This is a genomic window from Streptomyces sp. NPDC007808 (assembly GCF_042868655.1).
Taxonomy (GTDB): domain Bacteria; phylum Actinomycetota; class Actinomycetes; order Streptomycetales; family Streptomycetaceae; genus Streptomyces.
Genome location: NZ_JBIAEQ010000001.1, coordinates 338,952 through 361,723 on the forward strand (window position 1 = coordinate 338,952; position 22,772 = coordinate 361,723).

General features: G+C 72.8%; 19 protein-coding genes, 1 pseudogene and 1 riboswitch. Of the genes and pseudogenes, 17 read left to right on the forward strand and 3 right to left on the reverse strand.

From position 1 onward, the window contains the following. Positions 1-49 precede the first annotated feature (49 nt). From ACFYNL_RS01500 to ACFYNL_RS01560, 13 genes and pseudogenes are all read left to right on the forward strand, one after another. Positions 50-787, forward strand: a complete 738-nt coding sequence (locus ACFYNL_RS01500; protein WP_388794670.1) for a DUF1775 domain-containing protein — start codon at positions 50-52, stop codon at positions 785-787. Between the two features lie 71 nt (positions 788-858). Further along, positions 859-1,233 carry a hypothetical protein gene (locus ACFYNL_RS01505; RefSeq protein WP_388794672.1) on the forward strand — a complete coding sequence of 125 codons (375 nt, stop codon included), beginning with the start codon at positions 859-861 and terminating at the stop codon, positions 1,231-1,233. Continuing rightward, positions 1,233-3,530: a heavy metal translocating P-type ATPase gene (locus tag ACFYNL_RS01510; RefSeq protein ID WP_388794675.1), complete on the forward strand. Its 2,298-nt coding sequence runs from the start codon at positions 1,233-1,235 to the stop codon at positions 3,528-3,530. The genes ACFYNL_RS01505 and ACFYNL_RS01510 overlap by 1 nt, the downstream gene beginning before the upstream one ends. Continuing rightward, positions 3,527-4,069 carry a copper chaperone PCu(A)C gene (locus ACFYNL_RS01515; RefSeq protein ID WP_388794678.1) on the forward strand — a complete coding sequence of 181 codons (543 nt, stop codon included), beginning with the start codon at positions 3,527-3,529 and terminating at the stop codon, positions 4,067-4,069. Before ACFYNL_RS01510 ends, ACFYNL_RS01515 begins: the two co-directional genes overlap by 4 nt. Before the next feature lie 157 nt (positions 4,070-4,226). Continuing rightward, positions 4,227-4,937: a hypothetical protein gene (locus tag ACFYNL_RS01520; RefSeq protein WP_388794681.1), complete on the forward strand. Its 711-nt coding sequence runs from the start codon at positions 4,227-4,229 to the stop codon at positions 4,935-4,937. A gap of 384 nt (positions 4,938-5,321) precedes the next feature. After that, positions 5,322-6,026 (forward strand): sigma-70 family RNA polymerase sigma factor, encoded by a 705-nt coding sequence (locus tag ACFYNL_RS01525; RefSeq protein ID WP_388794684.1) that lies wholly within the window; start codon positions 5,322-5,324, stop codon positions 6,024-6,026. A 112-nt stretch (positions 6,027-6,138) separates the two neighbouring features. Further along, positions 6,139-7,209, forward strand: coding sequence for an ABC transporter substrate-binding protein (locus ACFYNL_RS01530; RefSeq protein ID WP_388794687.1), 1,071 nt, complete (start codon positions 6,139-6,141; stop codon positions 7,207-7,209). 74 nt (positions 7,210-7,283) lie between these two features. Beyond that, positions 7,284-8,303: a FecCD family ABC transporter permease gene (locus ACFYNL_RS01535; protein ID WP_388797213.1), complete on the forward strand. Its 1,020-nt coding sequence runs from the start codon at positions 7,284-7,286 to the stop codon at positions 8,301-8,303. Next, positions 8,300-9,079: pseudogene (locus ACFYNL_RS01540) on the forward strand (ABC transporter ATP-binding protein); the annotation flags it as partial. The gene ACFYNL_RS01535 and the pseudogene ACFYNL_RS01540, both read left to right, overlap by 4 nt. A gap of 224 nt (positions 9,080-9,303) precedes the next feature. Further along, on the forward strand, positions 9,304-9,528 hold the full coding sequence (locus ACFYNL_RS01545) for a hypothetical protein (protein ID WP_388794690.1): 225 nt from the start codon (positions 9,304-9,306) through the stop codon (positions 9,526-9,528). A 189-nt stretch (positions 9,529-9,717) separates the two neighbouring features. Next, positions 9,718-11,544: an asparagine synthase (glutamine-hydrolyzing) gene (gene asnB, locus ACFYNL_RS01550; RefSeq protein ID WP_388794693.1), complete on the forward strand. Its 1,827-nt coding sequence runs from the start codon at positions 9,718-9,720 to the stop codon at positions 11,542-11,544. Between the two features lie 13 nt (positions 11,545-11,557). Continuing rightward, entirely contained in the window at positions 11,558-12,820 is a 1,263-nt protein-coding gene (locus ACFYNL_RS01555; protein ID WP_388794696.1) for a cytochrome P450, read from the forward strand. 136 nt (positions 12,821-12,956) lie between these two features. Beyond that, complete coding sequence (locus ACFYNL_RS01560; protein WP_388794699.1) at positions 12,957-13,928, forward strand: L-tyrosine/L-tryptophan isonitrile synthase family protein; 972 nt, start codon at positions 12,957-12,959, stop codon at positions 13,926-13,928. On the opposite strand, the gene ACFYNL_RS01565 is transcribed toward ACFYNL_RS01560, so the two are convergent. From ACFYNL_RS01565 to ACFYNL_RS01575, 3 genes are read right to left on the reverse strand one after another with little or no spacing between them, the layout of a single operon-like run. After that, a complete protein-coding gene (locus tag ACFYNL_RS01565) occupies positions 13,898-14,908 on the reverse strand; it encodes an ABC transporter substrate-binding protein (RefSeq protein WP_388794702.1) in 1,011 nt (336 codons plus the stop codon). The genes ACFYNL_RS01560 and ACFYNL_RS01565 overlap by 31 nt on opposite strands. Continuing rightward, positions 14,908-15,675 (reverse strand): ABC transporter ATP-binding protein, encoded by a 768-nt coding sequence (locus ACFYNL_RS01570; RefSeq protein WP_388794705.1) that lies wholly within the window; start codon positions 15,673-15,675, stop codon positions 14,908-14,910. Before ACFYNL_RS01570 ends, ACFYNL_RS01565 begins: the two co-directional genes overlap by 1 nt. Position 15,676: 1 nt before the next feature. After that, positions 15,677-16,705: a FecCD family ABC transporter permease gene (locus tag ACFYNL_RS01575; RefSeq protein WP_388794708.1), complete on the reverse strand. Its 1,029-nt coding sequence runs from the start codon at positions 16,703-16,705 to the stop codon at positions 15,677-15,679. Positions 16,706-16,882: 177 nt separating this feature from the next. Continuing rightward, positions 16,883-16,964, reverse strand: a riboswitch (cobalamin riboswitch). Between the two features lie 138 nt (positions 16,965-17,102). On the opposite strand from ACFYNL_RS01575, the gene ACFYNL_RS01580 reads away from it, so the two are divergent. The 4 genes from ACFYNL_RS01580 to ACFYNL_RS01595 all read left to right on the forward strand — a co-directional run bounded on the left by ACFYNL_RS01580 (position 17,103) and on the right by ACFYNL_RS01595 (position 22,641). Continuing rightward, on the forward strand, positions 17,103-17,885 hold the full coding sequence (locus ACFYNL_RS01580; RefSeq protein ID WP_388794711.1) for an ankyrin repeat domain-containing protein: 783 nt from the start codon (positions 17,103-17,105) through the stop codon (positions 17,883-17,885). 143 nt (positions 17,886-18,028) lie between these two features. After that, entirely contained in the window at positions 18,029-19,426 is a 1,398-nt protein-coding gene (locus ACFYNL_RS01585) for an FAD-binding oxidoreductase (protein WP_388794714.1), read from the forward strand. 114 nt (positions 19,427-19,540) lie between these two features. Continuing rightward, a complete protein-coding gene (locus tag ACFYNL_RS01590; RefSeq protein WP_388794717.1) occupies positions 19,541-20,971 on the forward strand; it encodes a cytochrome P450 in 1,431 nt (476 codons plus the stop codon). Positions 20,972-21,162: 191 nt separating this feature from the next. Next, positions 21,163-22,641, forward strand: a complete 1,479-nt coding sequence (locus ACFYNL_RS01595; protein WP_388797216.1) for an MFS transporter — start codon at positions 21,163-21,165, stop codon at positions 22,639-22,641. The last annotated feature ends 131 nt before the right edge of the window (positions 22,642-22,772 follow it).

Below are 22,772 nucleotides of genomic sequence, written 5' to 3' on the forward strand. Positions count from 1 at the left end.
CCCTGCGCTTGAATGCACCGACCACATCACCGGTACGAGGGAGTCGCACGTGCCCCGCCCCACCCTGTCCCGCAGTCTGCGCCGTACCGGCGCCCTCACGGCGGTCGCCTGCGTGGCCGCCGTAGCCCTCGCGGTGCCGGCCGCGGCGCACACCGAGGTGGAGGCGGAGGGCGCGCGGGCGCTCGACCAGGACGTCGCGCTGACCTTCACCGCCGAGTCGGAGTCGGGCACCGCCGGCATCAGCGGGCTCGAAGTGATCCTGCCCGAGGGCGTCACCCCGGCGGACGTCACCTACAAGAACGGCCCCGAGGGCTGGAAGCTCGCCTCCACCAGCCGCGGCTACACCGTGTCGGGGCCCGAACTCGCGGTCGGCGAGGACGCCGAGTACGTCGTCACCGTACGGCAGTTGCCCGACGTCAGGACGCTGGTCTTCAAGACCCTCCAGACCTACGGCGACGGCCGCGTGGACCGCTGGATCGAACTGGAGCAGGAGAACGGCGGCGACGGCCACGGTCACGGCCACCCCGCGCCCCGTCTCGCGCTGAAGCAGGCCGCTCCCGGCGCGAAGGCCGTGAGCCCCACGCCCACCGAGCAGCCGACGACGGCCACGGCGTCGACCCCCTCGACCCCTACCCCGTCGGCCGAGGCGGCGGCGGGCGGCACCGCGAACGGCGCCCAGGACGACGACGGCATGACGGTCGCCCTCCCGCTCGGCATCGGTGCGACCGTCGTGGTGCTCGGCGCTGGGGCGTGGGCGCTGAAAAGGCGTAGCCGCAAAGCCTCCTGAACGACGGCGGCGGGAACTCTCCGCCCCGGTCGCCCGACTCCTGTAGCGGTACGTGCGTCAGGAGGCCGTTGATGAAACCACCCCCAGGTGTGCCGCCCGCCCTCTGCGGGTTCCTGGTTCTGCTCGCTCTGATCTTCACCGTGTCGTACGCCGTCGGAGCCGCCACGGGTCCCGTCGCGCCCGGCATGCACCGCTCCGGAACGAGCGGCGACGGCACCGGCACGGACGAGACGGACGCGGACCAGGGCGACATGGATATGAGCGACATGCACATGGGCGGGACGGACACGGGCGACATGCACATGGGCGACATGCACATGGGCGACCTGGGCATGGGCGACCTGGGCATGGGCTGGACCGACATGGGTGTGACGGACATGGGCGTGACGGACATGGGCCGGTGGGACGCCGACGACATGGGTGTGCGGCAGTGGAGCGGCGGCTGATGACCACCGAGTCCGCACCCCCGATGACCACCACGGACCTCACCGTCGGCGGCATGACCTGCGCGGCCTGCGTGCGGCGGGTGGAGAAGAAGCTCGCGAAGCTGGAGGGCGTGACCGCGTCGGTCAACCTGGCCACCGGGCGCGCCCGGGTCAGCCACCCGCCGGACGTCCGGGCCGAGGACCTCGTGGCCACCGTCGAACAGGCCGGGTACACGGCCGCGTTGCCCGAGCCGCCACGGCGACCCGAACGCCGGGGAGACGCCCCCCGGCCGGCCGAGGAACCTCGCTCCGAGCGTGACCGGCTCCTTGTGACCGCGCTGCTCGCGCTGCCGGTCCTCGTACTGTCCATGGTGCCTGCCTGGCAGTTCCGCAACTGGCAGTGGCTGTGCTTCGTACTGGCCGCGCCGGTCGCCGTGTGGAGCGCCTGGCCGTTCCACGTGCGGGCCCTGCGCGGGCTGCGGCACTCGGCGTCGACCATGGACACGTTGGTCTCCCTGGGCGTGGCGGCGTCCTTCTGCTGGTCCGCGTACGCGCTCTTCCTCGGCGGCGCGGGCGCGCCCGGCATGCGGATGCCGTTCAGCCTGCTGCCCTCCGCCTCCGACGGTGTCGCGCACGTGTACCTCGAAGCGGCCGTCGGTGTCCCGCTGTTCGTGCTGGCCGGCCGCTTCCTGGAGGCGCGGGCACGGCACGGCACCGGGGCGGCGCTGCGCTCGCTCGCCCGGCTCGCCGCCAAGGAGGTGTCGGTACGGGAGGGCGGCGCGGAACGCCTGCTGCCCATCGAGGAGTTGATGACCGGGCAGGTCTTCGTCGTACGCCCCGGCGAGCGGGTCGCCACCGACGGCGAGGTGGTGGAGGGCAACTCCGCCGTGGACCTGTCGCTCGTCACCGGGGAGAGCGAACCCGTCGAGGTCGGACCCGGCAGCGCGGTGGCGGGCGGCGCCGTCAACGCGGGCGGACTGCTCCTCGTACGGGCCACCGCCGTCGGAGCGGACACCCAACTGGCCCGGATCACCGGGCTCGTCACCGAGGCACAGGCGGGCAAGGCGCGGGCGCAGCGCCTCGCCGACGCCGTGGCAGGGGTCTTCGTACCCTCCGTGCTGGCCCTGGCGGTCACCGTGCTCGGGTTCTGGCTCGGGGCCGGGGTGGAGCCGCAGGCGGCGATCACCGCGTGCGTCGCCGTACTCGTCGTCGCCTGCCCCTGTGCCCTCGGTCTGGCCACCCCGACCGCGCTGATGGCGGCCACCGGACGCGGCGCCCAACTCGGCGTCCTGGTGCGGGGGCCGCAGGCCCTGGAAGGGCTCCGGCACATCGACACCGTCGTCCTCGACAAGACCGGCACCCTCACCTCCGGGCACATGAGCGTCACCCGCGTGACGGCCGTGCCGGGCGGGCTCGGCGAGGAGGCCGTACTGCGGCTGGCCGGCGCCGTCGAACAGGGCTCGGAACACCCGCTGGGCCGCGCGGTCGTCGCCCACGCCCGCCGGACCCTGGGCGAGCAGGGGCCGTTGCCCGAGGTGCGCGACTTCCGCGCGGAGGCGGGCAGGGGTGTGCGCGGTCTGGTCGAGGGCCGAGTGGTCGAAGTCCACGCGCCGGACGACGAGATCCCCGCCCGGCTGGCTGACGCGCTGCCGGAGGCGGAGGCCGCCGCGCACACGCCCGTCCTCGTCCGCGTCGACGGGGTGGCGGAGGCACTGATCGAGGTCGGCGACGTGGTACGCCCCGGGGCCTATCGGGCCGTGGATCGGCTCAGGCGCCTCGGGGTGCGGCCGGTGCTGGCGACCGGCGACCGGGAGGCCCCGGCCCGGGCGGTGGCCTCGGCCCTGGGTATCGAGGAGGTCCACGCGCGCTGCTCATCCGAGGACAAGGCCGACCTCGTGCGCGAGTCGAGGGCGCGCGGGTGCCGGGTCGCGGTGGTCGGCGACGGCGTCAACGACGCGGCGGCGCTGGCCGGAGCCGACCTCGGGATCGCCATGGGCACCGGCACGGATGTCGCCATCGGGGCCGCCGACGTGACCCTGGTGCGCGGCGACATCGAGGCTCTCGGGGACGCAGTACGGCTCGCCCGACGCACCCTGCGCACGATCCGCGCCAACCTGCTGTGGGCCTTCGGCTACAACGCGGTCACCGTGCCCCTCGCCATGGTCGGCCTGCTCAACCCGATGGTCGCCGCGGTGGCCATGTCGGTGAGCTCCCTGCTCGTCGTGGGCAACAGCCTGCGGCTGCGGGCCTGGCAGCCGGGGCCCGCCAGGGGCCCGCGGCGTGGCACCGGCGCGGGCCGGGAGGGTCGTACGCGATGACCGTGCCCACGGCCGAGCGAACGGCCGCTCCACGCCCTTGGCGTCCCAGTCGCCGCCGTGTCGCCGAGGGACTGCGCGCCGCGCTCGCCCCGGTCGCCGCGTGCAGCATCGCCCTGGGCGGCCTGACCACCTGGGTGAGCACCGGGGCCGCGGGCACCCCGGCGCGGATCACCGTCGCCGACGGGCGGGTCTTCCTGCCGTACGGCGAGGTCCGGGACACCGCCGCCTTCTTCCGGATCACCAACTCGGGTGGTAGCGACGACCGGCTGCTGAAGGTGACCTCGACCACGGCCGAGGACGGCGCGGAACTCAGCCGGCACCGCATGATCAACGACGGTACGGCTTCCGCGCGGACGGTTGACTCGGCCCGTGTCCCCGCCGGCGGCGGTCTCGTGATGTCCCCGTACGGGCTGGACGTGAAGCTGCGGGCGCGGCCGGAGTGGCAGGAAGGCACGTTCGTGCCGTTCACGCTGCACTTCCGGCATGCCGGACGGATCGAGGTGCAGGCGCTCGTCGTCCGCCCCGGCGGGGTCGGATGAAGGCACCGCCGCTCCCTTAGAAGTCGGGCTGCGTGCACGCCAGGTTCCCTCGCGTCGATGTGTCCTGTATCACTCTTCTGGGCTTGAGTGTGGGGTGGGGGTGTTGCGCGTACCCCTCCGTGAGGAGCGGGCCCAGGATGCGAGGATGAGGGCCGTCATGACTGCTGGGTGGGGTGTGCGCACGGTACGGGCCGCGGTGTTCGCGGCCGTGTGCGTGCTGCTCGCCGCCCTCGGCCACGTCCTGATGTCGGGCGACACCGTCCCGTGGTGGACGCTCGCCGCCGGTGCGCTCGTCATCGGAGGGGCGGGCTGGTGCCTCGCGGGCCGGGAACGTGGTCTCCCGCTGGTCGTGTCCGTCGTGGTCGTCGCCCAGGGCGGGCTGCACGCGGCCTTCGAGTTTGCCCAGTCCGCGGCCTCGCCCTGGCGTGGAACGGGTTCCATGGGTTCCATGTCCATGGGTTCCATGGACATGGAACCCATGGGCGCGCGCCCCATGGATGCCGGGCACGCGGCCGCGGGGCACATGGACTCCGGCCACATGAGCGTGGGCCACATGGACGTGGGCCACATGGGCATGGGCCACGACATGGCAGGCACGTCATCGCTCGGCATGCTCGCCGCCCACACCCTCGCCGCGCTGCTGTGCGGTCTGTGGCTGGGGCACGGTGAGCGTGCCGCGTTCCGCATCCTGCGGGCCGTCGCCGGATGGCTGGCCGCCCCTCTGCGGCTGGTGCTCGCGCTGCCCGCACCGCCGCACCGTCCGCGTCTACGGCCACGTCGCGGTCGGTCCGACCGGTCGCCGCGGCTTCTCCCGCTCGTCCACACGATCACCTCTCGGGGTCCTCCGGCGGGGTCCGCTGTCGTCTGAGACAGCCGGTTCCCCGAGGCCGAACGGACGTCCGCGCATGTCGCCCCGTCGACGGCGCCGGACGTCGTGTCGACACCGACGCGTTGACACCGACGAGTCGAGACCGACGAGTCGAGACCGACACGTCGAGACCGACACGTCGAGACCGACACGTCGAGACCGACACGTCGAGACCGACACGTCGAAACCGACACGTCGGTACCGACCGAGCCTCGGGCCCGCGACCGTACCTGCCGTACGGCCGTGTCCCGTATTCCCGGACCCTCCGGTACGGCGTTCCGCACGCCTCGCGTGCCCCGGCGCCCTGCGGCGACCCCGCTGCGCCTGCCGTGCATGCCCTCGTGCCCGCCGCCCCGGAGTCCGGACTACCCGAGAAGGACTCAGGTGATCTCTCCTGCCCTGCCCTCCTCACGCGCGCCGCGCCTGAGGCAAGCGACGGCGGACACCAGCTCAAGAACGGCCTCGTGCGACGAGTCGACGACCGCGTGGGCGTTGGCCGCACGCGGCGGCGACCCGGACGCGGCCGATCGTTTCGTCCGCTCCCTGCACCGTGACGTCGTGCGGTACGTGGCGCACCTCTCCGCCGATCCGCAGGCCGCAGACGACCTGGCGCAGGACACGTTCCTGCGGGCGCTCGGCAGCCTGCACCGGTTCGAGGGCCGCTCCTCGGCCCGCGCCTGGCTGCTGTCCATCGCGCGCCGCGCGGTGATCGACAGCCATCGGTACGCCGCCGCACGCCCGCGGCTGTGCGACACCGACGACTGGACGCTGCTGGCCGAACGCGCCCAGCCGACCGACCTGCCCGGATTCGACGACGGCATCGCCCTGCTTGACCTGCTGGACACGCTCCCCGACGAGCGCCGCGAGGCGTTCGTGCTGACCCAGCTGGTGGGCCTGCCGTACGCGGAGGCGGCCGAGCGGAGCGACTGTCCCGTCGGGACGGTCCGCTCACGCGTGGCCCGCGCCCGGGCCACGCTTGTCGAACTGCTGGCCGACGCCGACGCGGACGCCGACGCCGAGGCCGAGTCCCACCCCCAGGTCCGGGCCGGTGCCGCCGCCCCGGTGGAAGGGGCCGCCGTGGCCGCCTGACAGGGAACGCGGTGTCGGTTCCGCTGCCGGGAACTGACACCGCGTTCGCCCCGACTACTGGATCGGGTGACGGGGATCAGCCCGTGCGTCCAGTGGATCGTGGGGAGTTTCGATGCGTTCTCGTGTGTGGCGGAGTACGACCGCCGTGGTGCTCGGTGGCCTGCTGGCCGCAGGCTGCGGCAGCGGCGCCGGTGACAGGACGAGCCCCGCCGCGGGCAAGGGCGACTCCACCGGCTACCCGGTCACCGTCACGGACTGCGCGGGCGCGAAGACCACGTTCACCGCGGCCCCGAGGAGCATCGTCACGAGCAACGCCTCCGCCCTGGAACTGCTGCTGCGGCTGGGCGCCGGGGACAAGGTGATCGGCACCGGCTTCCCGCCGGGCAAGGGCACTCTGCCGGGCGGGCTCGACGCCCGGGCACAGCGGGTGAAGGTGCTCGGCGAGACCGTCATCCCCAAGGAGAAGCTTCTCGGCTCCGGCGCCGACCTGTACATCGACACCTTCGCCTCGATGAACATGGGCGGCGGCATGGGGGACGCGCCCACGGAGGAGGAGTTCCGGGCGGCCGGTATCAAGCACACCTACCTGAAGTCCACGGCCTGTGCCGCGATGGCCAAGGGCCCGGTGACGGACCTGTCCGCTGTCCAGGACGACATCCGCTCGCTCGGCGCCGTCACGGGGACAGGTGCGAAGGCCGAGGAACTGGTCGCCGGGATGAAGGAGAAGCTGGGAGCCGTACGGAAGGCCGTCGGCGGGATGCCGGAGGGCGAGCGGCCCACGTACTTCTTCTTCGACTACGACGCCGGCACCAAGCAGCCCATGGCCGTCTGCAACCGCCAGATCGCCAACGCGGTCATCTCGCTCGCCGGCGCCCGCAACGTCTTCGCCGACTGCGACGGCGACTTCACACAGGTCGGCTGGGAGGACGTGATCGCGAAGAACCCGGACTGGATCCAGCTGGGCGTGCGTGACTGGGGCAGTGAGGCCGCGAACGAGAAGGCGTTCGACGAGGCAGAGCAGTGGCTGAGGTCCAACGCGGCGACCAAGGGCCTGAAGGCGGTCGAGGAGGACCGTTTCCTGCGCATCGGATCCGAGCGGACCACCATCGCGGGCGTCCGGAACGCCGACGCGGTCGAGGAGATCGCCAGGACGATCCACCCCGGCAAGGCCGGCCGGCGGTGACCTCCTCGCTGTCGCGGCCGGCCGGCCGAGGGCGGGCCGCCCGAGGGGAAGGGACCGCCACCGAGGCACGCGCGCTGCCCGCAGGAGCGGCGGCCTCGGTCCTCGCTGTGGCGCTCCTCGTCGCACTGACGGCCGCCGTGTCCTGGGGGTCCACGTCCGTCCCACTCACGGAGGTGTGGAGCGCGGTGGGGCGGCGGCTGTCCGGCGAGGCACCCCGCCCCGGCACCAGCGACCTCATCGTCTGGCAACTGCGCGTTCCCCGCGCCCTGTTGGCCGCGCTCGTCGGCGCCGGGCTCGGTGTCGTCGGTACGGCGGTGCAGGCACTGGTGCGCAACCCGCTGGCCGACCCGTACCTCCTGGGGATCTCCAACGGCGCCTCCCTGGGCGCGGTCGCCGCGATCGTACTGGGGTTCGGGGCCGGTGCGGCACTGGGCCTGGGGCTGTCCGTGGCGGCCTTCGCCGGCGCCCTGGTCACCTTCGCGCTGGTGTGGGCCGTGGCCCGGAGGGGTGGCGGGTTCGCGCCGCTTCGGCTGGTGCTGGCCGGGGTGGCGGTCGGCCAGTTCCTGTCCGGGTTCACCAGCTACCTGGTGCTCCGGGCGGGCGACGAGCAGCAGACCCACAGCGTGCTGTTCTGGCTCATGGGCAGTCTCAGCGGGGCGAACTGGGAGCTGTTGGCCGCACCGGCGGTCGCCGTACCGGCCGGATGGCTGTGCCTCCAGGCACGCGCCCGCGGCCTGAACGCCCTGCTGATGGGCGACGAGACCGCGGCCGGACTCGGTATCGACGTCACCCGGCTGCGGCGCGAGCTGTTCGCGGTGACCAGTGTGCTGACCGGCGTCCTGGTGGCCGTCTCGGGCGCGATCGCCTTCGTCGCGCTGATGGTGCCGCACGTCTGCCGACTGGTGGTCGGCGGTGACCATCGCCGTCTGCTGCCCCTCTCCGCGCTGTTCGGGGCGCTGTTGCTGGTGATCGTGGACATCGTCTGCCGCACGGCGATGGACACCCAGGAGCTGCCGGTCGGCGTGGTCACCGCGCTCCTCGGGGCGCCGACCCTGCTGTATCTGCTCGACCGCGGTTCCGGGAGCGGAAGTTGAGGATAGACATCGAGGACCTGCACGTCACCTACGCCGGGCGTACGGTCGTCGCGGGCGCCCGTCTGATCGCGGCCGAGGGCGAGATCACCGGCCTCGTCGGTCCCAACGGCAGCGGCAAGTCCACCCTCCTGCGCACCGTCTACCGGCATCTGAAGCCGACCGCCGGCCGGGTGCTGCTGGCCGGCACCGACCTGCGCCGGCTGAGCCCGCTCGCGACGGCCCGGCATGTCGCCGCCCTCCCGCAGGAGCGGGGCGGCGACTTCGAGCTGACCGTCCGCGAGGTCGTCGCCATGGGCCGTACGCCCTACAAGCGGGCCTTCGCCGGGGAGGACGCCACCGACCGGGACGTCGTCACGGGCGCCCTCGCGGACGTCGGCATGGAGCGGCACACCGGACGCCGCTTCACCGAACTGTCCGGCGGCGAACGCCAGCGCGTGCTGCTCGCCCGTGCCTTCGCCCAGCAGCCGGACGTCCTGGTGCTGGACGAGCCCACCAACCACCTCGACATCCGCCACCAGGTCGAACTGCTCGCCCTGCTCCGGGCCGGGCGCCGTACGACCCTTGTGTCACTGCACGACCTCAACGCCGCCGCCGCAGTCTGCGACCGCCTGCACGTCCTGCACGACGGTCACGTGGTCGCCTCCGGCACCCCGCGCGAGGTGCTGCAACCCGCCCTGATGGCCGAGGTGTTCGGGGTCCGGGCGACCGTGGTGGACCATCCGCTGACCGGCGATGCGCTGATCGCCTTCGATCACCGTGCGCCGACGGGGCCGGAGGAGCCGGACGGTCCCGGCGGTCCCAGCGGCGCCCACGGTCCAGACGGTCCCGGCGGTCCCGGCGGCGCCGACGGTCCAGATGGTCCCGGCGGCGCAGACGGTCCGCAAAGTTCGGACCCGCCCCAAGGCGCGGTCATCTCCCCGTCGGCCCCGAGCGGTGTCTCGGGGGCTGGTCCCGGGCGGTCACACCGGTGAGCGCCCACGATCGCGAAAGGCAGTGAACCATGAGCGACATCGCAGGCATCGAGGGCCTGGAACCCGTGGCGACCTTCTGCGGCAACTGCGACTGCGGCTGTCCGAACCTGTTCGTCGACCCCGCCGCCCCGGCCGAGCGCCGGGTCGTCCTCACGGACGACTTCGGGCAGCGGGTGCAGATGAGCGCCGACCAGTTCTCGTCGCTGGTCGCGGATGCCAAGTCCGGCAAGCTGGACGGCATCGGCGCACCCTGACGCCGCAGCGGGACGGGAGTCGGCGCCGCCATGCGTCGACTCCATGTCTCCTCCCGCCCTGCTCGCCCTCCCGCCCTGCTCGCCCTGCCCCCTGCCCGGCCGACGGGCCGCCCCCCCCTGCCCGAACGACGGGCCGCCCCCTGCCCGAAAGGGCCACCGACACCGTCCCGAACCGATCCAGGAGTCCCCATGTGCGGAATCACCGGCTGGGCGTCCTTCCACCAGGACGCCCGCACCCAGGCCCCGGTGATCGAGGCCATGACCACCACCCTCGCTCCTCGTGGGCCCGACGCGGGCGGTGTGTGGCTCGGTGAACGGGCCGCGATCGGCCATCGCCGGCTGGCTGTCATCGACCTCGCGGGTGGCGCTCAGCCCATGACCGACCGGCCTGACACGCCGACCGTGGTCCTCAGCTACAGCGGCGAGGTCTACAACCACCACGAACTCAGAGCCGAACTGCGCTCCCGCGGGCACGAGTTCCGCACCCGCAGTGACACCGAGGTGGTGGTGCGGGCCTACGCGGAGTGGGGCGAGGCGGTGGCCGACCACCTGGACGGGATGTTCGCCTTCGCCGTCTGGGACGAACGCGTCCAGCGGCTGCTGCTCGTGCGCGACCGGCTCGGCGTCAAGCCGCTGTTCTGGGCGGCCGTCGACGGCGGCGTGGCCTTCGCCTCCGAGCCCAAGGCACTCTTCGCCCACCCCGGGATACGGCCCCGGGTGGACGCGGACGGGCTGCGTGAGGCGTACAGCCTGCTGTTCAACACCGGGCCGACGGTGTGGTCCGGCGTACGGGAGGTCGAGCCGGGCGGCCTGCTGGTCCTGGACCGCGACGGGGTCCGTGAGCGACGGTACTGGCGGCTGGAGGCCGGTGCGCACGAGGACGACCGGGACACGACCGTGGACCGGATCGGCGCCCTGCTCGGTACGGCCGCCCGCTCCCAGTCGGAGGCCGACGTCCCGCTGTGCAGCCTGCTGTCCGGCGGCCTCGACTCCACCGTCCTGACCGCCCTGCTGGTCGGCGAACTCCGCCTGCGCGAGGGCCCGGACGCCCGCCTCCGCTCCTACGCCGTCGACTACAGCGACCAGGCCGAACGCTTCACCGGCGACATCCTGCGCAACGGCCACGACACGCCGTACGCCACCGAGGCCGGCGCCTTCATCGGCACCGACCACGGCACGGTCGTCCTGGACCCGCTCGCCCTGCTCGACCCCGAGCACCGGCGTGCCGTCGTCGCGGCCCGAGACTCGCCGATCGGGGTCGGCGACATGGACACCTCGCTGTACCTGCTGTTCGGGGAGATACGGCGGCACTCCACGGTGGCCCTGTCCGGCGAGGCCGCCGACGAGGTCTTCGGCGGATACCCCTGGTTCCACGACCCCCGGGCGCTCGCCGCCGACACCTTCCCCTGGCTGCTGGTCACCATGGACGAGGCAGCCATGCCGCTCAACCCCGAACTCGACCTGCGTATCGCCGAGTTCCGCGACGACACCTACCGCACCGCCCTGGCCGCCGTACCCCACCGCGACGGCGAGAGTGCCACCGAGCACCGGCAGCGCGAGATGCAGCACCTGTCCCTGACCCGGTGGCTGCGCCAGCTCCTGCACCGCAAGGACCGCTTGAGCATGGCCCAAGGACTGGAAGTACGCGTCCCCTACTGCGACCACCGGCTCGTCCAGTACGCCTTCGACACGCCCTGGACGCTGAAGAGCTTCGACGGCCGGGAGAAGAGCCTCCTGCGCGCGGCCGGGGCCGGGCTGGCCCCTCACTCCGTGCTGCACCGCCCGAAGAACCACTACCCGGCCACCCACCACCCGGGCTACAACCGGGGCCTGCAGGACATGGCCCGCGAGGCGCTGTCCGCCGAGCAGGTCCGGGCGCTGGCAGACGAGACCCGCCTCAAGCCCCTCCTCGACATCGAGCCCGAGCGGCTGGAGTGGGGGCACCGCCTGCGCCTCGAACGTGTCGTCGACCTCGCTCTGTGGCTGGACCACCACCGGCCCGAACTCGCCCTCTGAGGAGCTCCGCGCCATGACCACCGAAGAACCCCGTGCGGCCGCCGACCCGGAGCGGCTCCCCGACCCGGTCCCGCTCAAGGGCTGCCCGTACAAGGCCGACCCCTACCCGCTGTACGAGCGGATGCGCGCAGCCGGACCGGTGCACCGCGTCCTGTTTCCGAGCGGGGTGCGGGCGTGGCTCGTCACCGGATACGACGCGGCGCACGCGGCGTTGAACGACGACCGTCTCGGCAAGGACCACGACCGCGGCAACGACCGCTGGCGCGCCCGCGCCTCGATCATGCCCGAGCCGCAGCACTCCCGGCTCCAGGTACATCTCCTGCACCAGGACCCGCCGAAGCACACGCATATGAGGCGCTTCCTCACGGACGCCTTCTCACCGCGCCGGGTCGAGCGACTTCGGCCCCGGTTCCAGGACGCGGCCGACGCGCTCGTGGACGCGCTCCCGGAGACCGGACCGGCCGACCTCGTCACCGGTTTCGCCGCCCTCTTCCCCTTCCGAGTCCTCGCCGAGGTCATCGGCCTGCCCGGGGAGTCGGCCGCACACTTCGACCGCGACTGGGGCAAGGTCGTCCAGCCGGTCGGGCCGACCGATCCGGGACGGCCGCTGTACGAGTCCCGGTTGCACGGGTTGCAGAGCTACATCGCCGAGGTCGTCACCCACAAGCGGGAGCACCCGGACGACGACCTGCTCGGCCGGCTCGTCGCCGCCCGCGACCGGGGTGAACTCTCCCCGGAGGAGCTGGACTCGATGGTCTTCCAGCTGCTGGTCGCGGGCCAGGAGCCGGTCACGAACCAGATCACCACGGCCCTGGTCGCGCTGCTGCGCCACCCCGACCGGCTCGCCCGTCTGCGCGACGATCCCGGCCTGCTGCCTCGCGCGGTCGAGGAACTCCTGCGCTACGACAGCGCCTTCGAGCTGACCACCTGGCGCTTCTTCGACCGGGACAGCGACCTGTACGGCACCGACGTCCCGGCCGGGGACTCCGTGATCGTGTCCCTGTGCGCGGCCAACCGGGACCCGCGCCGCTTCCCCGACCCGGACACCCTCGACCTCGACCGCAGCCCCAACCCCCACCTCGCCTTCGGCCACGGCATCCACTTCTGCCCCGGTGCCGCCCTCGCCCGCGCCGAACTGCAGGTCGCGCTGGGGACGTTGCTCGCCCGCCTGCCCGGGCTGCGCCTGGCGATCAGGGACGCGGACCTCGCGTGGATCCCGTCCGTCCTGGGCCGCGGCACACAGCACCTGCCCGTCGGCTACGACCGGCGGCTGTGAGGACGGGCCACGCTGACGCCACCGTCACCCGCCCGACCCGCCCGCCCGACCCGCCCAACCGACCCGCCCGCCCAACCGACCCACCGGCGCCCGTCCCGCCAAGGCGCCACGCCGCCATGCCCACCGGAGGAACGAGATGCTGCTGACGACCGCGCCGGACACCCTCGCCGAGCGCACCGGCGCGCAGATCCTGAACCTGCTCCTGCCGTACCACCGCACCACCGACCGGGCCCCCGCCCCGGCCGACGCCTTCCCGCACCAACTGCGCCGGATCACCGCCTTCGTGCGCGAGGGCGCGCCCGTCGTCCTCACCCTGCCCGGCTTCCCCTGCAAGTCCCCCAATCCGGCCAAGACCCTGGGCCACCTCCCCGACATGGGCGAACGGCTCTCCCTCACCTTCCTCGACACCCTGTGCGCGAGGATCGAGCGGATCCACCCGCCCGGCGCCAGGGTCGTCATCTGCTCCGACGGCCATGTCTTCGGCGACCTGATCGGCGTCCCCGACGCCCACATAGACGCCTACGCCGACGAACTGCGCACGCTCATCGACCAGTCGGACCTGCGCCACCTCCGCGTCTTCGACCTGCGCGACGTACTGGGCGACCTGCCCCCCGACACCGGACGCGCCTACGTCCAGGACCGCTATGCCCCCACCCTGGACGCCCTGCGCGCCGAGGTCCGCGCCGACGGCCCGAGCCTCGCCCTCTACCGGGGCATCACCCGATTCCTCGTCGAGGACACCCCCGCGTTTCCCGGCACCCGCTCCGCGCTGCAACGCGAGTGCCGCAGACGGGCGTACGGCGTCATCCGGCGCAGCCGGGCCTGGGGCGAGCTGATCGCCGACCACCATCCGCGCGCCGTACGCCTGTCGATCCACCCCCAACCGGCCGGCGCCCCCAAGTTCGGCATCCGCCTCCTGGACGCCCCCGACGCCTGGACGACCCCCTGGCACTCGGCCGCCCTGCGCGGACCCGACGGCAGCTGGACACTGATGCCGCGGGCCCGGGCGGAGCGGCTCGGCCGTCTCGTCCACCGCGACGGCCGGCCCAGCCACTTCGAGCGGCCGGACGCCGGCGGTCACGACCGCGCGGCCACCGTCCGCAGGTAGGCGCCGAGCCGGGCGACGGCCGACGGGTTGCGGGGGCTCTCGACCAGGTCGACGTAGTCGAGGACGAAGATCCGCCTGTGCTCGACGGCGGAGACCTTGCGCAGCGGCGGGTAGGAGAGCAGGAACTGCTTCTTCTGCTCGGCGCTCACATCCCCGTAGTCGCAGATCACGATGACGTCCGGGTTCCGCTCCACGACGCTCTCCCAGCCCGTCGTGGTCCAGGAGTCCCGCACGTCGTGCATGACGTTGACGCCGCCGGCCTCGCTGATGATCTGCTCGGGGGCGGCGTACCGGCCGGAGGTGAACGGCTGGTCCTGTCCGCTGTCGTAGAGGAAGACCTTCGGGCGGTCGGCTCCCGTGGGGGCCTTCGCCCGCACCTCGGCGATCCGCTTCCTGAAGTCGGCGACCAGCGCGGCGGCCCGCTTCTCGACGCCGAACAGCCTGCCGAGGTTGGTGAGGTCGGCGTACAGGGCGTCCAGGGGCGGCATGATGCCGCGGGAGGAGTCCGTACGGCCGTTGCGGCAGGACTCGGTGAGGATGTACGAGGGGATGCCGAGCTTCTTCAGCGCCTGCGGGGTGAAGCCGCCGTCCTCGCGGAAACCGTAGTTCCAGCCGGCGAAGACGAGGTCCGCGCGGGCGTCGAGGACGTTCTCCTTGGTGAGCTGGTCCTTCGACAGCCACTTCACCTTGTCGTAGCCGTCCTTCCACGGCACGCCGCTCAGATCGCCCTTGTCGTCGGGCATGGCGAACCCGGCCATGCGGTCCTCCAGACCGAGGGCGAACATCAGCTCGGTGATACCGACGTCGTTGGTGACCACCCGCTCGGGGACCTTGTCGAACGTGACCTTGCGGCCGCAGTTGGTGAGCGTGATCGCCGAGGACCGGGAGGACTCGGAATCCGCCGGCTCCACGGTGGCTCCGCAGCCGGTCGCGGTGACGGTCGCGGCGAGGCAGAGGGCCGCGGCGATGAGCTTGCGCATCAGGATCCTTGGGGCAGGAGGTCGAACAGGAGTTGGACGGTGCCGGTCCCGGGGTGGCGTACCGGATGGGCACGGACCCCGAACACGTCGGCGAGCAGGTCGGGTCGAAGGACGTCGTGCGGGGCGCCGGAGGCGACGATCCGGCCGCCCTGGACGACGTACAGGACGTCGCAGTGGGCGGCGGCGAGGTTGAGGTCGTGCAGGGCGGCCAGCACGGTCAGGCCGCTCCCGCGCACCAGGCCCAGCACGTCCAGCTGATGAGCGATGTCGAGGTGGTTGGTGGGCTCGTCCAGGACGAGGACCGCCGGTTGCTGGGCGAGCGCGCGGGCGATGAGCACGCGCTGCTTCTCACCGCCGGACAGGGCGAGGAACCCGCGGTCGGCGAGGTGGGCGACACCGGTCCGGTCCATCGCCGCGGCGCAGATCTCCCGGTCGGAAACGGCCGTACGGTCGCGGTGCGGCAGCCTTCCCATGGCCACCACCTCGGCCACCGTGAAGTCGAACTCGGCCGACGACTCCTGCGGCAGCGCCGCCAGCACCCGGGCCGCGGCCCGGGGCGGGAGGGTGTGCACGTCCTCCCCGTCGAGCCGCACCACGCCCCGGGACGGACGGAGCGCCCGGTACACGCAGCGCAGCAGGGTCGACTTGCCGCTGCCGTTCGGGCCGACGAGCCCGACGAACGCCCCACTGCCCACGGTCAGCCGGATGTCGTCGACCAGCCGTGCCCCGGCCGCCTCCACCGAGACGCCCTCGATGTCGAGCCGCATGTCACCGACCTCCGAACGCGTAACCGCCGCGCCGCATCAGCAGCAGGAACGCGGGCACCCCGACGACGGCCGTGATCACCCCGACGGGCAGTTCCGCGGGGGCGAGCAGCAGCCGGGAGAGCAGGTCGGCCCAGACCAGTAGCACGGCCCCGACGAGCGGCGCCACGGCCAGCACCCGCCGGTGGTCGGCGCCGACCAGCATCCGCACGACATGCGGCACCATCAACCCGACGAACCCGATGGCCCCGCTGACCGCCACCACCGTCCCCGTGACCGCGGCGGTGACGAGGAACAACTCGCCGCGCAGCCGCGCCGGTTGCACCCCGAGCGCCGCGGACGTCTCGTCGCCCATCGCGAGCGCGTTGAGCGTCTCGGCCCGTCGGCGCAGCCACGCCCACCCCACCGCCACGGTCACCGCGGCGAGCGGCACCTGTGCCCAGGTCGCCCCGCCCAGGCTGCCCAGCAGCCACATCATCGCCGACCGGGCCGCCTCACCCCGGGCCGCACCGAACACCATGACGGTGGTGACGGCCTCGAAGCCGTACGCCAGTGCCGTCCCGGTCAGGATCAGCCGCAGCGGGGTGAGCCCGTGCGGGGAGCGGGCCACGGCGTACACCAGTGCCGTCGCCGCGAGCGCCGAGACGAAGGCGGACAGGGACAGCGCCCAGACGCCCAGCCCCGCCAACGCCCCCATCAGGATCACGGCGTTGGCGCCCACGGCGGCGCCCGAGGAGATGCCGAGCACGAACGGGTCGGCGAGCGCGTTGCGCACCATCGCCTGCACGGCCACCCCGACGGCGGCGAGCCCGGCCCCGACGACGGCGCCGAGGACGACGCGCGGCAGACGTATCTCCCAGACGATGGTGTACGCGGCGACGTCCCCCGCCTCGATGGTCCCGCCGGTCAGCCCCGCCGCGAGCAGCCGCAGGACGTGCGTCCAGCCGATCCCGGCGGCCCCGAGCCCGACGCCGCACACGAGGGAGACGAGCAGGAGCAGCCCCAGCCCCAGGGCGAGGGGAACGACGGACACCTGTGACGCACCGGAACTCGATGCCGGTGTCCTTGTCGCGGTTCGGTGCACGGGCGGGCGGTCCTTCGCCTGGGGCCCCCTGCGGACGTCGAGCAGGGATGCGGCCCGCACGGCCGTGCCGGTCGTGTGGTCCCCTCTCGCAGTCCACGGCGAGCAGTCAACGGGTCGTACCACCACGGGCGATCGGGCTCGCGCGACGGACCACCGGTCCTCACGCACACCGTTGCGGGTCAGCGCCGGACTCTCACCGGACTTCCCCCGCGGGAGGCCCGGGGAGCGTAACAGACGGGCCTTGGTGGACCGTGGGCGAGGGCGCTCGCGCGCGGGCAAGGGGCGTTGTCAGCGGGCCGTGCTATCCAGGTGGTCGTCCAGGAAGAGGAGGTCCGGAGGTGGCCCGATGCTGATCGACACGACCGCCCCACTGGCCCGTGCCGCCGTCGAGGCGATCAGGACCGGCGACGTGGACGCGTTGCGGGACCTGCTCACCGCGCATCCGGCGCTGGCGACCGCGCGGCTGGGCACCATCGAGACCACGCGCACGCTGCTGCACGTCGCGACCGACTGGCCCGGCCATCTGCCGCACGGTCCACGGACGGTGGCCGCGCTGGTCGCCGCCGGCGCGGACGTGAACGCGCGGTTCACCGGCGCCCACCGCGAGACCCCGCTGCACTGGGCGGCCAGTTGCGACGACGTGCCCGTCCTGGACGCCCTGCTCGATCTGGGCGCGGACATCGAGGCCGACGGCGCCGTCATCGCCGACGGCACGCCGCTGGCGGACGCGGTGGCCTTCGGGCAGTGGAACAGCGCGCGGCGGCTGGTCGAGCGCGGTGCCCGCACCACCCTGTGGCAGGCGGCGGCCCTCGGCGACATGGACCGGGTCGCCGCCTGCTTCACGTCCGAGCAGCCCACCGAGCGGGACGTCACCGCCGCGCTGTGGTGCGCCTGCCACGGGGGGCAGCAGGAGACGGCCGACCACCTGCTGCGACGGGGAGGCGACATCAACTGGATCGGATACGACCGGTTGACCGCGCTCGACGCCGCTCACCGCTCGGGCCACCCGGCGCTGGTCGCGTGGCTGCGGGCCCAGGGCGCGAAGTCGGCGGCGGAAGCCGACCCGGGGCCGGACACGGGGGCTCGGGGCGCGCCCGAGGCCGACATGCGCCCGCCGACGCAGGGGTGAAGACTGGGACACGGCGGGCCGGTGCGCCCTGCCGACATCCATACGAGGTGCGAACGGAACCGCGCACCACGCCCCGCAGACCGCCGGACGTCATGCGCCGCCTTCCGTCCGCGGTTCACCGTCTGCACACAGAGGGGCCGGTCATGGGCGGCATCAACACAACGGTTGTCGAAGGGCTGCGGGAGGCGCTGAGGGGCCCGGTCATCACCCCGCCGGACCCGGGCTACGACGAGGCCCGCAGCGTCTACAACGCCATGATCGACCGACGCCCCGCGGCCATCGCCCGGTGCGTGGACGTGGCGGACGTGCGGGCCGTGCTCTCCTGCGCCAGGGACAGCGGCGCGGAGTTCGCGGTGCGCGGGGGCGGTCACAGCGGACCCGGGCTGTGCCTGGTGGACGACGGCCTCGTCCTCGACCTGTCGGCGATGCGCGGGGTGCGCGTGGACCCCGGCGCGATGACCGCACAGGTCGCGGGCGGCGCACAGCTCGGCGACCTGGATCACGCCGCGCACACCTTCGGCCTCGGCGTGCCGACCGGCATCATCTCGATGACGGGCGTGGGCGGCCTCACCCTCGGCGGCGGCCACGGCTACCTGACCCGTAAGTACGGACTGACCATCGACAGCCTGCAGTCCGCCGACGTCGTCCTCGCCGACGGAACGTTCGTCACCGCCTCCGCGGACGAGCACCCCGACCTGTTCTGGGCGTTGCGGGGCGGCGGCGGGAACTTCGGCGTCGTCACGTCGTTCACCTTCCGGCTGCACCCGGTGGACACGGTCGGGGTCGCCGTCACGGTGTGGCCGATCGACCGCACACCGCAAGTGCTGCGCTGGTACCGGGAGTTCCTGCCCGCCGCGCCGCACGACCTCTACGGATTCTTCACCGTGTTCACCATCCCGCCCGGACCGCCGTTCCCCGAGCCGATCCACGGACAGAAGATGTGCGGTGTCGTCTGGTGCCACACCGGTGACTCGGCGGGCGACCGCCTGGATCAGGCGCTGACCGCGGTGAACGATCCCGCGCCGCCCGCCTTCCACTTCACCACGCCCCTGCCCTACCCGGGCCTGCAGGGCCTGTTCGACACCCTGATCCCCGAGGGCTACCAGTGGTACTGGCGCGGCGACTTCTTCGACGCGATCTCCGACGCCGCGATCGAGGTGCACCACGAGTACGGCGAGAACCTCCCCACCGGGCTGTCGCTGATGCACCTGTACCCCGTGGACGGGGCGGCCCACCAGGTCGACGCCGACGACACCGCCTGGGCCTACCGGGACGCCGTGTGGTCCGGGGTGATCGCCGGGGTCGACCCGGACCCGGCCAACGCCGAGCTGATCCGGCAGTGGTCCGTGGCGTACTGGAGCGACCTGCACCCGCACTCGATGGGCGGCTCCTACGTCAACTTCCTCGGCGAGGCGGAGGGCACGGACCGCGTCCGGGCCACCTACGGACGTCACTACGACCGGCTGGCCGCGGTCAAGCGCACCTACGACCCGTACAACTTCTTCCACGCCAACCAGAACATCCCGCCGGCGCCCGACTGACGGCCGCGGCACCCGTCATCGGGCCGCGCAGGGCGTCTGGGGTAAGGTCGCGGGCGTCGTTGGCTACTGACTGGTAATGCGCCGGTGCGGGGAGTGTCGAAGGGCGGCGGGCGGATGGAGTCCCAGGCGGGCGCGCGCGGATCCGTGGACGTGGACGGTACCCGGCTGGAGGACCTCGCTCCGCAGCCGCTGCTGACCGGCGACTACGAGACGCGTCCCTCACTCGTGTACGAACGGCTCAGGCGGCGGCACGGTCCCGTCGCCCCGGTCGACCTGCTCGGTGTGCCCGCCTGGCTGGTCCTCGGCTACCGGGAGTCGCTGCAGGTGCTCCAGGAAGACGGCGCCTGGCCGAAGGGGCTGGAGAACTGGCGGGCCCGCTCGGCGGGCGAGATACCCGCCGACTGGCCGCTCGGGCCGTCGCTGGAGGTCAACCACGTGCTGATCCAGGGCGGTCCGGGTCACGCCCGGCTGCGCACGGCGTGGGACGCGGCGCTCAAGCCCTTCCAGGACCCCGGCCACCCCCAGGCGAAGCGGCTGAAGGCCGCCGTCACCGCGTACGCGGACGAACTGATCACCTTGGTGGGACAGGGCGGCGGCACGGGCGTGGCCGACCTGTCCGCGCAGTTCTCCCGACCACTGCCGCTGATGGTGGCCAGCCACCTGCTGGGCTTCCCCGGCTCCCAGGGCGACGACGCCCTGATGGACATGTGGCGTGTCCTGGACGCGGGGCCGGACGCCGAGGCCGCCCTGGACCGGCTGCTGGCGACGCTCGCGGAACTGGGGGAGGCGAAGCGCAAGGAGCCCGGGGACGACTTCCCCTCCCATCTCCTGGCCGCGCATCCCGGCCTCTCGCCCGACGAGTTGGCCCGCGAGTTGTTCATGCTGCTCGGTATGACCTCCGACCACGTCGGCGTCCTCATGTCCAACACCGTGGTCGAGGTCATCTCCGGTGACGGCGACGGTGGTGTGCGCGCCAGCCTGTCCGCCGGGATGATCCGGGAGACCATGAACCGGGTGGTCATGCGCAAGCCGCCACTGGTGAACTTCGTGCCGCGCTTCGCCGCCGAGGACACCCCGCTCGGCAACTACACGATCCGGGCGGGCGACCCGGTGTGGGTCTCGTCGGCCGCCGCGCACGCCGACCCGCTCTTCTCGGAGCAACTGGCGACGAGCAGCACGATCAGCAGCCGGGCGCATCTGTCCTGGGGCGCGGGCCGCCGCCAATGTCCGGCGCGCGAGCTCGCCTCGACGGTCGCGGCGGTGGGCGTGGGCCGGCTCTTCGAGCGCTTCTCCCATCTGGACCTCGCCCTGCCCGCCGACCAACTGGCGTGGCGCTCATCGCCCTTCATGCGCGGCCTGCGTTCCCTGCCCGTCCGGTACGAACTCGCCTCGCCGCCCGCGCGGTCCTCGGCCCCCGGGCCGGCGCCGGCCGCACAGCGCGCGTCCGCACCGGACCCGGACACCCCGCAGCCGGTCCTGCCCGACGCCTCCGCCCGGCAGCGCTCCTCCCTGTGGCGCTACCTCACGGGCCTGATCCGCCGCTGACCTGGAGCGCCGACGTCGCCACCGTGATCGACTGGAGGGCGGTACGGGGGCGGCGTACGGTCGAATGGTGGCGGGAACCAGCACCGACCCCCCGCCGACGGCACGATGGCATGAGCAATCCCGAGCCGACACCCGAAGCAAGGGCCACCACCCCGCAGGAGACGGAGCGGAGTGAGGGCCGGGGCAGCGGTATGGCGCTGTTCGTCATCGCGTCCTGCCAGCTGATGGTGGTGCTCGACATCACCATCGTGAACATCGCCCTGCCACAGATCCAGCGCTCGCTGGACTTCTCCACGGAGAGCCTGTCCTGGGTGGTCAACGCCTACACGCTCACCTTCGGCGGACTGCTGCTCCTCGGCGGCAGGATGGGCGACATCCTCGGCAGACGCCGGGTCTTCGTGTTCGGCGTCCTGCTCTTCGTCCTCGCCTCGTTCCTCGGCGGACTCTCCCAGAACTCCTGGCAGCTCCTCGCCGCCCGTGCCCTGCAGGGGGTCGGCGGCGCCATCGCGTCCCCGACCTCGCTCGCCCTGATCAGCACCACCTTCCGTGAGGGCCCCGAACGCAACCGGGCGTTCGGTGTCTTCGCCGCGGTCTCGGCGGGTGGCGGGGCGATCGGCCTGCTGGCGGGCGGCATGCTCGTGGAGTGGCTCAACTGGCGCTGGGTGCTGTTCGTCAACGTGCCCATCGGGCTGCTGATCGTGCTCGCCACGCCCCGCTGGATCCGGGAGTCCGAGCGCCATCCCGGGCACTTCGACGTGGCCGGTGCGCTGACCTCGACCCTCGGCATGGTGCTGCTCGTGTACGGGTTCATCCGGGCGGCGCAGGACGGTTGGCGGGACGCGCTCACGCTGGCCGCGTTCGGGGCGGCCGTCGTGTGCCTGCTGGCGTTCATCCTCGTCGAGCGGCGCTCCCGGCAGCCCATCACGCCCCTGCACATGTTCGCCGACCGCAACCGCGCGGGCACGTACGGCATGATGCTGAGCCTCGCCGCGGCGATCTTCGGGATGTTCTTCTTCCTCACCCTCTTCGTGCAGAACGTGCTGGACTTCAGCCCCCTGCAGGCCGGGCTGGCCTTCCTGCCGGTGAGCGCCGTCATCGCGATCGGCGCGGGACTGGCCTCCCAACTCCTGCCGAAGTACGGCCCCAAACCCTTCATGGTGACGGGTGCGATCCTGGCCGCCGCGGGCCTGGCCTGGCTGACCCTGACCGACGTGCACTCCACCTACGCGGGCAGCGTCCTCGGCCCGATGCTCGTCTTCAGCCTCGGCATGGGCATGGAGTTCGTGTCCCTGACCCTGATGGCGCTGTCCAATGTGGCCGTCCACGAGACGGGCGCCGCCTCCGGCCTCCTCAACGCCACCCAGCAGGTCGGCGGCTCCCTGGGACTGTCCATCCTGGTCACGATGTTCGGTACGGCCAGCGACAACGAGGCCGAGAAACAGGTCCCCGCCTTCCTGGAGCAGGCGACCCCCCTGGAGCGGCTGCGCTTCGAACGCACGGGCCAACTCCCGCCGCCCTATGCCGACGAGATCCTCACCGCCGGGGTCTCCGCCGCCTTCGTCGTGGCCGCGATCTTCACCGCCGTCGCCGCGGTGATCGCCCTCCTGGTCATCCAGGTCCGACCTTCCGACCTCGAACGTCTCCAGGGCGGAGGCATGCCCGCACCCTGAGAAGCCAGGCCGCGACCGAAGGTGAACGCGCCGCGAACGGATGCCGACGGATGTGTCGAAGAGGTGCAGAACGCGGTGCGTGGTGTGACGACCTTCACCCCGTTGTGGCAGCAAGTGATGAATTCGTTACG

Coding starts and splice junctions, on each gene's coding strand:
- ACFYNL_RS01505 (WP_388794672.1), top strand. CDS start 859: ATGAAACCACCCCCAGGTGTGCCGCCCGCCCTCTGCGGGTTCCTGGTT.
- ACFYNL_RS01510 (WP_388794675.1), top strand. CDS start 1,233: ATGACCACCGAGTCCGCACCCCCGATGACCACCACGGACCTCACCGTC.
- ACFYNL_RS01515 (WP_388794678.1), top strand. CDS start 3,527: ATGACCGTGCCCACGGCCGAGCGAACGGCCGCTCCACGCCCTTGGCGT.
- ACFYNL_RS01520 (WP_388794681.1), top strand. CDS start 4,227: ATGACTGCTGGGTGGGGTGTGCGCACGGTACGGGCCGCGGTGTTCGCG.
- ACFYNL_RS01530 (WP_388794687.1), top strand. CDS start 6,139: ATGCGTTCTCGTGTGTGGCGGAGTACGACCGCCGTGGTGCTCGGTGGC.
- ACFYNL_RS01545 (WP_388794690.1), top strand. CDS start 9,304: ATGAGCGACATCGCAGGCATCGAGGGCCTGGAACCCGTGGCGACCTTC.
- asnB (WP_388794693.1), top strand. CDS start 9,718: ATGTGCGGAATCACCGGCTGGGCGTCCTTCCACCAGGACGCCCGCACC.
- ACFYNL_RS01555 (WP_388794696.1), top strand. CDS start 11,558: ATGACCACCGAAGAACCCCGTGCGGCCGCCGACCCGGAGCGGCTCCCC.
- ACFYNL_RS01560 (WP_388794699.1), top strand. CDS start 12,957: ATGCTGCTGACGACCGCGCCGGACACCCTCGCCGAGCGCACCGGCGCG.
- ACFYNL_RS01565 (WP_388794702.1), bottom strand. CDS start 14,908: ATGCGCAAGCTCATCGCCGCGGCCCTCTGCCTCGCCGCGACCGTCACC.
- ACFYNL_RS01570 (WP_388794705.1), bottom strand. CDS start 15,675: ATGCGGCTCGACATCGAGGGCGTCTCGGTGGAGGCGGCCGGGGCACGG.
- ACFYNL_RS01580 (WP_388794711.1), top strand. CDS start 17,103: ATGCTGATCGACACGACCGCCCCACTGGCCCGTGCCGCCGTCGAGGCG.
- ACFYNL_RS01585 (WP_388794714.1), top strand. CDS start 18,029: ATGGGCGGCATCAACACAACGGTTGTCGAAGGGCTGCGGGAGGCGCTG.
- ACFYNL_RS01590 (WP_388794717.1), top strand. CDS start 19,541: ATGGAGTCCCAGGCGGGCGCGCGCGGATCCGTGGACGTGGACGGTACC.
- ACFYNL_RS01595 (WP_388797216.1), top strand. CDS start 21,163: ATGGCGCTGTTCGTCATCGCGTCCTGCCAGCTGATGGTGGTGCTCGAC.